Annotated in this window: 11 protein-coding genes; 5 read left to right on the plus strand and 6 right to left on the minus strand. The window is 40.2% G+C overall.

Annotation, left to right across the window (positions count from 1 at the left end):
- The first annotated feature begins 245 nt into the window (after nt 1-245).
- From P1X15_RS02700 to atpG, 5 genes are all read left to right on the plus strand, one after another.
- Nucleotides 246-968 carry a DUF5672 family protein gene (locus P1X15_RS02700; protein WP_277336592.1) on the plus strand — a complete coding sequence of 241 codons (723 nt, stop codon included), beginning with the start codon at nt 246-248 and terminating at the stop codon, nt 966-968.
- Nucleotides 965-2,167 (plus strand): glycosyltransferase family 9 protein, encoded by a 1,203-nt coding sequence (locus P1X15_RS02705; protein WP_277336593.1) that lies wholly within the window; start codon nt 965-967, stop codon nt 2,165-2,167. Before P1X15_RS02700 ends, P1X15_RS02705 begins: the two co-directional genes overlap by 4 nt.
- Before the next feature lie 201 nt (nt 2,168-2,368).
- Nucleotides 2,369-3,946 (plus strand): F0F1 ATP synthase subunit alpha, encoded by a 1,578-nt coding sequence (gene atpA / locus P1X15_RS02710; protein ID WP_277336594.1) that lies wholly within the window; start codon nt 2,369-2,371, stop codon nt 3,944-3,946.
- A 9-nt stretch (nt 3,947-3,955) separates the two neighbouring features.
- Complete coding sequence (locus tag P1X15_RS02715) at nt 3,956-4,873, plus strand: class I SAM-dependent methyltransferase (protein ID WP_277336595.1); 918 nt, start codon at nt 3,956-3,958, stop codon at nt 4,871-4,873.
- A 97-nt stretch (nt 4,874-4,970) separates the two neighbouring features.
- Nucleotides 4,971-5,861 carry an ATP synthase F1 subunit gamma gene (gene atpG, locus P1X15_RS02720; RefSeq protein WP_277336596.1) on the plus strand — a complete coding sequence of 297 codons (891 nt, stop codon included), beginning with the start codon at nt 4,971-4,973 and terminating at the stop codon, nt 5,859-5,861.
- Nucleotides 5,862-5,951: 90 nt separating this feature from the next.
- Here the strand turns inward: atpG and P1X15_RS02725 are convergent, their stop codons facing one another.
- From P1X15_RS02725 to P1X15_RS02750, 6 genes are all read right to left on the minus strand, one after another.
- On the minus strand, nt 5,952-6,491 hold the full coding sequence (locus P1X15_RS02725) for a hypothetical protein (RefSeq protein WP_277336597.1): 540 nt from the start codon (nt 6,489-6,491) through the stop codon (nt 5,952-5,954).
- 28 nt (nt 6,492-6,519) lie between these two features.
- Nucleotides 6,520-6,996 (minus strand): hypothetical protein, encoded by a 477-nt coding sequence (locus tag P1X15_RS02730; protein ID WP_277336598.1) that lies wholly within the window; start codon nt 6,994-6,996, stop codon nt 6,520-6,522.
- A 114-nt stretch (nt 6,997-7,110) separates the two neighbouring features.
- Nucleotides 7,111-7,764 carry a hypothetical protein gene (locus P1X15_RS02735; RefSeq protein ID WP_277336599.1) on the minus strand — a complete coding sequence of 218 codons (654 nt, stop codon included), beginning with the start codon at nt 7,762-7,764 and terminating at the stop codon, nt 7,111-7,113.
- A 5-nt stretch (nt 7,765-7,769) separates the two neighbouring features.
- Nucleotides 7,770-8,594: a DUF4249 domain-containing protein gene (locus P1X15_RS02740; protein ID WP_277336600.1), complete on the minus strand. Its 825-nt coding sequence runs from the start codon at nt 8,592-8,594 to the stop codon at nt 7,770-7,772.
- Nucleotides 8,591-10,954: a TonB-dependent receptor plug domain-containing protein gene (locus tag P1X15_RS02745; RefSeq protein WP_277336601.1), complete on the minus strand. Its 2,364-nt coding sequence runs from the start codon at nt 10,952-10,954 to the stop codon at nt 8,591-8,593. Before P1X15_RS02745 ends, P1X15_RS02740 begins: the two co-directional genes overlap by 4 nt.
- A gap of 157 nt (nt 10,955-11,111) precedes the next feature.
- A complete protein-coding gene (locus P1X15_RS02750; protein ID WP_277336602.1) occupies nt 11,112-11,831 on the minus strand; it encodes a hypothetical protein in 720 nt (239 codons plus the stop codon).
- Between the last annotated feature and the right edge of the window lie 165 nt (nt 11,832-11,996).

The raw sequence follows: 11,996 nt of genomic DNA on the forward strand, positions 1-11,996 counted from the left end.
GTCTAAGCCATAAGATGTTATAGCAAGCTATATCACAGAGTCAAAGGTATTTTTTTGTACCTTTGTCCAACATCCTAAGCACAAGAGTTTTTGCATTATACTGTTATGATAAAACTCTACCATTTTGATAAGAAATTATGCCATTAGCAGCTGTTGTTATTCCAATTTACAAAAATACACTATCAACGTTTGAAAAAGTATCTTTAGAACAATGTGTGAAAGTACTAGGCAAACATCCTTTGATAGTGATTAAACCAATCTCATTGGATATCAAAAATATAGAGAAACAGTACCCTCAACTAAGCGTTGAAACTTTCGACGATAGTTATTTTAAGTCTGTTCATACCTATAATCGTTTGATGTTAGCTCCAGAATTTTATCAACGTTTTCTGGACTATAAGTATATGTTGATATATCAGTTAGATGCATTTGTGTTTAAGGATGAGTTGGTATATTGGTGCAATGAGGGGTATGACTATATTGGCGCACCTTGGCGGATAGAGCGGGAGTTTTCGTCGGGTTGGGATTATGCTTATTTTTTATTAAAAAAGAAATTGGCGATTTGGCTAAAATTGAGCAGCAAAAACGAGGTCAATGAGGTAATTCCTTATGACGTAGTTTTGAAGTTTAGTGTGGGAAACGGGGGCTTTTCGCTTCGCAAAACCCAAAAGCTATTAGATATAGTACTAACCCATCAATCCAAAATCGAAGAGTACCTTTCTCATTCTAGCAATTTTTATAATGAGGATATGTTCTTTTGTATCGAAATGAATAGGTATTATCCTCGTTTGCGGATTCCTGATTGGCGCACAGCTCTTCGTTTTTCGGCAGAGCATTTGCCCCAAAAAGCCGTAAAACTCAACGGCGGCTTACCTTTTGGGTGCCATGCGTGGGATATCTATGAGACAGAATTTTGGAAAAAAGAAATAGCCAAGTTTGGTTATGAGTTGAGTGAAAAAACAATATGAAGTTTTTAAAACGCAAATATTCTGGTACCCCCCGTGAAACCCTGCCTATGAGGGTTATCGATTTTTTTGTAGATTTATATGCAAGTGCCTTCTACAAACGTCGGAAACTACCAGAAGTGTCAGTCGAAGCTCCAAAGATTTTAATTGCTTCTTTAGGGCATCTGGGAGACGCCCTTACTACTACTTATTTGTTTCCCATCATTAAGGCAAAATATCCTAAGGCTCAGATTGATTTATTGGCTCCTAAATGGTGTCAAGCTATTAATCAGATCAACCCTTACATTAATCAACTCATTACGTTAAATCATTTCCAGACAAACCGCCAAAACATTTCATTTTGGGCCAAGGTAGTTGATCATTACCGTAGTTTCAAAGAAGCTCTTCCGCTGTTAAAGGCTTCAGAATATGATTATTATATCGACCTAAGGTATTCTAATGCTGTTGCTCATTTTATTTTACCGTTTATTGAAGTAAAAAAAGCTTATGGATTTAGTCGGAGAGGTTTAGGGGGATTGCTTGATAAAGAATTTGAACTTCCTACTTCTGAATTTCATCATTTTGATATGTACCTGATGCTCTTAAAAGAAATTGGAGTAGAAGGCGACTTAGCATCGGTAAAGCCCTATTTGTATTTGCCTCCCGACTTAACACTCCATAATGTCTTACAAAAAATCCCGTCTATTGGCAGTGAATATTGTTTGGTATTTCCTGAGTCAGGGCATCCACAGCGGCAATTATCCTCGGCCTATTGGGCGCAAATGTTGACAAGAATATTAGAAGAGAAACCCCTGTCGATTGTGTTTTGTGGACAAACTAGCTTTTCGGCCCAAATCATCTCCCAAATCAATACTGCCTATGCTAGCTATTTGGTTGACTCTTCTTCTCAGATCAATATTTATGAGATTGCAGTTTTGGCCAAGAGTGCCTCCTTTGCTATTACTTTGGATTCGTTTCCTGAGCATCTTTGTTGCGTTTTTTGCCCTACCTTCACTTTTTACAAAAGTGCCGGATATCCTTTCTTTCCTATTGCCAATTTTCCGGTGTATTTGAAACACAATCACATACGTAGTGCTGGTCTAAAATTTGCTCGTTCCAATGTATTTGTGGAGTACGCTGAGCCACTCGAAACTTTGGAAGTACAATCAAAAGTGGTGGGGCAAATTCAAACAATCTTAAAGTCTTCTGTGAGTGAAGCCTAAAAAGACGGCTAAGATTGTTGGAATTTTGAGATGATAGGGGTTGAAATCTTTTAAAAACCCAAAGAATTTGCCGCAATTGGCCGTTTTTTCTCCAAAATGTATAATTATTAGTAGAAAAAAGTTGTTCGGCCTCTGAATTGTCATTTTTATAATCTATTTTTGCGGCAAATTTATGAATCACTATAAACTTAACAACATAATATGGTAGCTGTAAGACCGGATGAGGTTTCGGCGATACTTCGGGAGCAATTGGCCGGTGCTAAGACCGAAGCTCAACTCGAAGAAGTAGGTACAGTGCTGCAAGTAGGTGACGGGGTAGCTCGTATCTACGGCTTAACAAAAGTACAAGCAGGGGAGTTGCTCGTTTTTGAAAATGGCCTAAAGGCACTCGCACTTAACCTCGAGGAAGACAATGTCGGAGCGGTATTGCTCGGCGAGTCAACCGAAATCAAAGAAGGTGATACCGTAAAACGTACTGGCGAAATCGCCTCTGTAAAAGTAGGCGAAGGAATCGTAGGACGTGTAGTAAACACATTGGCTGAGCCTATCGATGGTGCAGGCCCAATCTTAGGCGAAACCTTTGAAATGCCACTTGAGCGTAAAGCGCCAGGGGTAATTTATCGCCAGCCTGTAACCGAGCCTCTTCAAACAGGTATCAAATCAATCGATGCCATGATTCCTATCGGACGTGGCCAACGTGAGCTTGTAATCGGTGACCGTCAAACTGGTAAAACGGCAGTTTGTATCGATACTATCATTAACCAAAAAGAGTTTTACGATAAAGGAGAGCCTGTATATTGTATCTACGTAGCTTGTGGTCAGAAAGCCTCAACCGTAAAACAAGTAGAAGCTACCCTTCGTAGATATGGTGCAATGGACTACACTGTCATCGTATCAGCTGCTGCTTCTGACCCATCTCCAATGCAATTCTTTGCGCCATTTACTGGTGCGGCTATTGGTGAGTATTTCCGCGATACGGGCCGTCCTGCTTTGGTAGTTTATGATGATTTGTCAAAACAAGCCGTAGCTTACCGTGAAGTATCTCTACTCCTTCGCCGCCCTCCAGGACGTGAAGCTTACCCTGGAGACGTATTTTACCTCCACAGCCGTTTGTTGGAACGTGCAGCCAAAGTAACTTCGTCTGACGAAATTGCTAAAAATATGAATGACTTGCCACCTTCGTTGAAAGACAAAGTAAAAGGCGGTGGTTCATTGACCGCTCTTCCAATCATTGAAACTCAAGCGGGTGACGTTTCGGCTTATATTCCTACCAACGTAATCTCGATTACTGACGGTCAGATATTCCTTGAGTCAAACTTGTTTAACTCAGGTATTCGTCCAGCTATCAACGTAGGTATCTCGGTATCGCGCGTGGGAGGTAATGCCCAAATCAAATCAATGAAAAAAGTAGCGGGTACTTTGAAGCTTGACCAAGCTCAGTTCCGCGAATTGGAAGCGTTTGCCAAATTTGGTTCTGATCTTGATGCTTCTACCAAGCTTACCATTGACCGTGGTCGTCGCAACCAAGAGATTTTGAAACAAGGACAATTCTCACCAGTAAGCGTAGGAGAGCAAGTGGCGATTATCTACGCTTCTATCAATGGTGTACTTGATAAAGTAGCTGTATCTAAAGTGAAAGAATTCGAGACCGAATTTATTCATTTATTGAAAGCTACTCATCCACAAGTATTGACTAGCCTAGCCGCTGGTAAATTGGATGACGCCGTAACTGATACTATCAAAAAAGTGGGTCGCGAATTGGCCACTAAATACGCATAATCGCCTCGAATGTCGCGCATTAAAGAAATCGTTAAGGCTACGCCCCTTATTGGGGACGTAGCCCGATTTATTGGCAAGTACCGCACCCGGGTTCCGGCAGGGCATTTTTATAGTCCTATCGTATCGGTTGAAGAAGTACGCAGAAGAGAAAGTCAAATTTATCCCGAACCGCCTCGAACCCTCCCCGGTATCGACTTGAGAGAAGAGGCACAGGTGGAGTTGATGAAAACTTTTGCAAAATCTTATTACCCTTCCGTTCCATTTACGGATGAGCCACAAGAAGGGTTTCGGTATTATTTTGTCAATAAATATTTTATTCACGCTGATGCTACTACGCTTCATTGTATGATGCGGCATTTCCGTCCTCAGCAAATCATTGAAGCGGGGTCTGGGTTTTCGTCGGCAGTGATGCTAGATACCAACGAACGGTTTCTGAATCAAAGCGTTAAATTCACTTTTATTGAGCCTTATCCTGGCAGGCTGTACTCGCTACTGACACCTGCCGACCACAAGCAGACTACTATCTTTGAGAAAACTTTACAGGATATTCCCGTAGAATATTTCGAGCAACTTCAGGCAAATGATATTTTGTTCATTGATTCTACGCACGTCTCCAAAACGGGAAGCGATGTGAACTATTTCTTATTTGAAATTTTTCCGCGTCTCAAGCCCGGCGTGATTGTTCACGTACATGATGTGTTTTATCCGTTTGAGTATCCCAAGGCATGGGTGATTGACGGCAATGGTCGTTTTGGATGGAATGAGGCTTATATATTAAGGGCTTTCCTTATGTACCAAGATAAGTTTGAGATATTGTTTCACAACGATTTTCTACAGACTTTTCACGCAGATTGGCTTTCCAAACACATGCCTACTTACGCTACACGCGGTCGTGGGTCAAGTATTTGGTTAAAAAAAGTCAGCTAAAAAAGTTAATCGTTAATTGTTAATAGGGGCCTCCGATTAACCATTGACATTTAACTATTAACAACAATCTTTCAACGATTAAGATCGTAATAAAAAAATGGCTTCACTGAAAGAAGTTCGGAATAGAATCACCTCGGTCAACTCGACCCAACAAATCACGAAGGCCATGAAAATGGTGGCCGCTGCCAAACTTCGTCGCGCTCAAGACGCTATCTTACAGATGCGCCCCTACGCACGTAAGTTGAGCGAAATGCTTGCGACGGTATCGGCTGCTGCTGAGACTGCCGCTGATAGCCCTTTTAAGCAGGTTCGCACAGTGGAAAAAGTGTTGATAGTAACGGTCACTTCTGACCGTGGCCTTTGCGGTGCCTTCAATACCAACGTCATCAAAGCGGCGGTTGCCCTTATCCAAGAAAAATACCCTACTCAAGCCGCTAAAGGCAATGTAGAGATTTTGGCTTTGGGTAAAAAAGGAGGCGAGGCTTTTGCGCGGAGAGGCTACCAAGTCAATACCAAATTCATGGATGTCTATACTCGTTTGAGCTTTGGGGTGGTAAAAGAAGCAGCTGAGAGCATCATGACTGATTTCCAAGAAGGAAAGTACGATGCGGTAGAAATCGTTTTTAATGAATTTAAAAACGTAGCTACTCAAATCATAAATACGACGCAGTTTTTGCCAATCGTAGCCGATGAAGAGGCTTTGAAAAAAATGCCTACTTCAAAAGTTGACTATATATTTGAGCCTTCTGAGGAGCAAATCGTACAAGATTTGATTCCTAAAACGCTCAAAATCCAACTATATCGCGCAGTACTAGAGTCTAATGCCTCTGAGCATGGTGCCCGTATGACCGCGATGGACAAAGCGACCGAAAACGCCCAAGAGCTTATCAAAGCGTTGCGTTTGGAGTACAACCGTTCTCGCCAAGCTGCGATTACGAAAGAAATTCTCGAAATCGTAGGGGGTGCCGAAGCCTTATCGCAAGGGTAATCCCCTACGATTTTTTTATATACCCAAAAAAGCCTGTCTCCACAAAGACAGGCTTTTTTGGGTATTAGATGTATTGTTTTACTCTTTATCCTAAAGGGCTTTGGTGATGCGTTGTATTTTATCATCAAACTTAAAGGTAACAAGCGTACCATTGTGTACTCCCCCCATAGATATATACTTAATTTTGACAAGTTTACCGTTGATGTTTTCCCATTTTACAAACATCCCTCCCTCTTCTTCTAATCTTTTAAAGTGACCTTCCACGAGGGTATCTACAGCTTGTAAATAGGAGGGTGAAAATTGAGTTTGGTACAACCCAGAACTCCCGAACAAAACCAGAACTTCGTCAACAAATGTATATTGTGTCGGAACTCTGATAAGCGTAAAATAAGATTTTCTCTCTTCTTTAATAGCAGATAGATGAATGGTATAGCCATCACCGATCCGATTGTAGGTTACAAACACAAGCCCAAGCGTGTCATTAATTATGGTTTTGAGTTTACACTCAGCAATATAATTACTAATTAATTTTAAATGGGCGGGGTTTTTAATTTTCACATTAGGAACCGATTGGGCGGTGCTACAAACACTTATTGAAAATCCAAAAATGAATAACCAAAGAAATTTCATGATGTTAAAAATTTGAAGATACACAAGATTACAACTTTATAAAAGTGCCATTATAGACTCCTCCTTCAAAGCTCTCGGTAGCCTCTTTAATTGTTTTAGGGGAATTTTTATTCCTCTTTTTTTGGGGAGTATAGTAGCTTTCTACAAACTTGTCAAGTTCTTTAAAAAACGAGTCAGGGTATTTGAAACTAACCTCAAAACCCGACCTTACCAATACGAACACGCCATCAATGAAAGTATAATAGGCTGGAATCACCTTCTTACTAAAAAAAGAAGAAGGGGCTTTTCGAATCGCCATAAGATGTAAAGTGCCTCCGCCAGCAGGCATAGAAAGTACCACAATACCTAAAGAGTCAGGCAAAAAACCTTTGCTTCGCGAGTCATGAATATAATTCAGGAGATGTTTTACGATTTCTGGGTTTTGGACAGTAACCTGTGGAATGGGCTGGGCATTCCCAACCATAGCAAAGAGCCATAAAAGAATAATATAATACGTGCATTTCATAAGATTGCAATATTTTATTACAGTGTTAGCTCCAAATCTATGAGACTTTATTATGTTATCATAAGGAATGGTTAAAGCGAATAAAACGCTTTTTTTCTGATAGCCTATTTAAGGTTAAGGTTTACTTGCTTTTTTTGATTTAAACAACATAATACCCACCGAAACCCCAATACTTCGACTCATAAATAGATATCTTGGTTTTTCAGGAATAGAATGTACTATTCTTAAATCATAAGGTGAAAGACTTCGAGAATAAAATACTTCCGCTCTTACCCACTTGTATTGATACCCTAGGCGTCCATTTATTCCAAATTCCAATTTTTGAAGTTCTTCTGCGCCTAACATTTTTGTCTTATCAGAGATTAAGAAATTTAATTCAGGGCCTACGCTTGCGAAAATGCCTTTGTAAGTGATTCCCATTCTACTTCCTAACCCTATATAATTATACTTATTGATCGCAAACACAATTTCTTTATGAAATGGATCTTCATAGCGATTACCTCGGCGTAAAAAGTAGAGATCATTATCTATAAATAGCCACCGATTCAATCGGATTGTGGCCCAACCTCCTGCCTGAAATCCGTCTTCATTGCCGATGCCAGTTAGAGTAAGACTAAGATTCCTAGGTTTTTTGACAATAGTTGTACTATTCTGATTGACTCCTCCTTTTAGGCCAAAAGCGATACCTTCGGCGATTTGGGCTGCACTTTGGATGGTGGTCAGAATACCGAGAGAAGCTACATAGATGAGATTTGTGATGTTTTTCATGGGAGTTATTGTTTTATGTTGACTGTGAGGGTATCCATATGGCAAACGCCTACATATCCGTAGCCATTTTGGATGTTGTTGCTGACTGAAATAGACTGGGCAAAAGCATCATCATGATAGGAGTCGTAATCATGCACCAGACGATAGTAATCATAGGTATTTTTTGAGAGATGATAGAAGCAGATTTTAAGCTGACGAGCTACAACGTCTTGATTATTGCCGAGGTCTTTGCGTAAAAATATTCTATCTTTAATAGTATGTATTTGGGATTCAAAACCTACGTCTGACAATAGCTTGTTGGTAGGAATTTGGTAAATAGATTCGTTTTGAAAAGGAATACCTTCGTAAATGGGAATGATTTTATAAGCATAAAAATTCTCGCCCGGTAAATCCTGAAAACTCATCGTCACCTGAGCCTCCGAAGTTTGGGGAATCTGAGAAGCCAAGGCGTTTTTTAAACCAATACTACTCGGTAAAGCTTCGAGGGATGCTTTGGCGATGCCGAGCTGAGGGTTTTGTACTTCTACTACAAAAGAAGAATTATAATCCCATGCTTTATTGGTGATATACAGATTGTTTTCTAAGTGTAGTGTTTCTAAAACTTGCTCGTTCTGTTTTAGACTTACAATGGCTGACAGGGGAGGATTGGCTCGCACAGGCTCCAATACAGGGTAGGTTTTTGTCACAAAAACTCCGATGCCTACATTGGTAGCAACCCCATTTACTACCAACTTCGTAGGAGCAGAAGGAATATCCACGTTTTTGACGGTAGATACTTCACAAGCCAAGCCTATCACTGCTACCAAAAAAATACAAACAAAAGACCTCATCTGAATTTATAAATAATGCTTATGGATGGTAATATTGGAAATACGGAGGTAGACTTAACTACGTTTCGGGTTTCGATGGGGCGGTTTTGGGCATCTCTGATGGTTTCTATCGCAGGATATAACCGATAGGTATTTCGGCGACTATAGGCATTATAAAGGTTGAAGTTTAGCTCCCAAAAACGTCCGCGAGATAATAAATATTTTTTAGTCAAAGAAACATCTAACCGATGATAATCAGGATATTTGCCATTGTTTAGGTTGTCATAGACCACATGGTCGGGCACCATTGGACTGCTCACAATCCGCCCCGCTGGTCGATTGTATCGCTGTCCGCTATAATACACCCACAGCAGCGAAAGCTGAGTAGTTTTATTGATTTTAAACAAAGCAGTGGTATTTAATACATGCCGGCGGTCATAGAGGTCGTTGAACCAAGCTCCTTGGTTGAGTTCGGAAAATTGCCGTTTGTTCCACGAAAGGGTATAATTCAAGGACCAATCCCAGCGACGGTAATTTTTCTCAAGCGTCATTTCGATACCATATGCCTTCCCTTGGCCTTTGGAGAGGGTATTGTTTTGCCAATTGTAGTAGAGGTAGGGGTCTCCATAATAATATTGATACTGGCTCAAGTCTTTCATGCTTTTGTAGAACAGTCCTAAACTATGTTTAAACAGCTTATTGGCATGACTCCACCCTGCCGTATATTGCCAGGCACGCTGGGGTAAGATAGACGGAGTGGAAGGCACCCAAGTGATTTTGTCTACCAACTCTCCACTTTTGAGCAAGGCATGATTGTACTGCCTCATTTGAGTAATCCCCCATGAAAATTGATGATTGGGCGATTTCCGAAAACTAAATGAAACTCTTGGTTCAAAGCCTTGGTAGTTTGCTTGATTGGTAATAAAATAAGAGAATCTGCTACCTATATTCAGTTGGAAATGAGGGGAAAGGTTGAACAAAAGACCCGCAAAAATCCCCCCTTCCAGTGCTTTCGCGTCATTTTCTTTCAGAGATAAGCTATCACCTTGGCTATTGTTTTGGAGATAGTCAATAGGAGTGTAGGTATGTTTGATGATATCGCCACCTATCTTAGCCTTGATTGTTGAAGTAATGGCTCCTTCAACCAATACATTGGCCGATATGTCACTGATTTTGCCAGTGCTGCGTTTATTTTCTTCGCCAATCTTATTAAACGTAAGCTCTGGCTCCAGCCAAGGTTTGGGGCGGGTGGATACTACACTATAGGAGGTTTGGCCTTCGTCGTAGTCGAAATGATAACGCGTAAAATGTGCGCCCGTTTGGAGAAACCACCGAGAACTTAACACATGAAAAGTTCTTAGTGAAAATAGCTGATTGGTGAGATTTCGTCTATTATGGTCTCTGGTGGTTCCAAAAGGGTCATTTTGGAGTGATTCGTATTTATCATTGCCTCGATAGTAGCTGATAAATAATTTATGATTTGGGTGAAAGGTATGGTTAAATTTTAGGTTTAAATCATAAAAATTATATCCCAAGTATCCATTAGGGTCTCCTTTTTCAATGGCTTTCTTTTTGCCTATATTAAACAAATTAAAATACGCAGTCCGTCCAGCTATTAGCAACGAAGTCTTGTCTTTTTTGATAGGGCCTTCGATTAAAAACTTGCTAGACACTACTCCTAATTCGGCCTTCCCTTCCCAACTGTTTTTATTGCCTTCTCTAAACATTACATCCGTAACCGACGAAAGTCTTCCGCCAAATTCAACGGGGAAGTCTCCTTTATAAAAGTTTACTTTTTGTAATGCATCGGCATTAAACAAAGACAGAAAATTGAACAAGTGACCTGTGCTATAGATAGGTGCTCCATCCAGATAAAAAAGGTTTTGATCGTTGGTACCACCCCGTACATTGATACCCGACGATAACTCACTTCCCATACTCACCCCTGCAAACACGCCAATCGCTTTGAGTAAATCTTTCTCGCCGCCCAAGCTGGGGAGATTATTGAGCAAAGTAGGAGTGATGCTTAATTGGTTAATATTTTCGGTATTTTGATACTTAGCTTTAACCTCTACTTCTTGGAGGGTATAGGGTTTTAAAACAATTTTTAAAACGGTATCTCCATAAATCTTGATTTTTGTGCTTTCATAGCCCATCAGCGATGCCCGTATCCAATTGGGCGTGCGTTCTAAAATCATGCTTCCATGCCCATACCGATTGGTCAGGGTGTGTGTGTTGGTGATGGAGTCAGAGAGATTGACGGAAGAAAGCGGCTCTCCCGTTCTTTCTTCCGTCACCTTCACAATTACTTGTTGGGCATAGACACTTTTTTCATTTATCATCCAAAACGCCCCTATTATAAACCACTTCCAAAAGTGCATATACCAGATTTTTTTTAGAAAGAATAATACTAGCTAGGTGTTACATAGTAATTTATTAAAGGTGTTAATTGTTAGGTATTTAGGGGTATGCCTTCTCCTCTCCAAGTATAAAAATAAAAACAAGCATATAGTTTATGGCTTGCTACAAAATCACCGTTTATTCTTCCATCAAATGCTCAATTTTTTTAAGAAAATAAACATTTTCATCGTAAGATTTAATAATTCCACCTACTACCTTTTCAGCCCGTGCCAGTTCTTGGGGAGAAAGTGCTTTGGTGTTTTCTCTGAAATTTTCTCTTATTTGTTGCACAGAATCTCCCGTTTTTTCAATCGCTGCTTTTACCCGTTTGTGGGTGACTTGGGCATATTCTTTGATTTTTTCTTTAGGCCAATACCCTTTCAATTGGGTAAGAGCTAGACAAAGATGCCCCGCGTGTACACCTTTATTTTTGTACAATAGCTCCGTATAAAAAGCAGTGCGTTCTAGGGCTGTTTTATCTGTGTTGAGGAGAAGCCCAAAGTCTTTTAATATAATCTGCGCCATGTGTTCTTCAAACACAAATTGAGTCTCAGGGTCGTTGAGAGAAGGGTAATGGGCTTGAAAAAGAGAATCCATTTGCTGCCAAGATTTTTGTTTTTTTGCAGCAACAATTTCTTCTTCCATCATCGGGATTCCCTTTGTTTTTAGCTCCATAAGCGCCCCTATGGAAACGGGTTTTCCATTCATGGGAGGAATGGAATAGCTTAGTAAATCTATTTCAGACCCTTCCCGTTTACTTTTGGATTGTAGTGTGTCATTTACAGCCTCCCTTATAGACGCGTCGTCGTAAATGTGAATGAAAAAAATAACAGTAGAAACTAGAAAATACGATTTCATAAGCCCCTTGATTAAAATACAAAGTTCTGTAAAACAATCCTAAAGCTTTTCAACCCAAAGTTTGAATTTTCTCCACCTTAGGGTGGAGATGAGGCGATTTTTTGACTTTTTTAGTCAATCACAGCGAAGACTCTAAAACCATTTTTAATAAAAGGCTTACAGCCT

Source organism: Runella sp. MFBS21 (assembly GCF_029433105.1).
In the GTDB taxonomy this organism is placed as follows: Bacteria; Bacteroidota; Bacteroidia; order Cytophagales; family Spirosomataceae; genus Runella.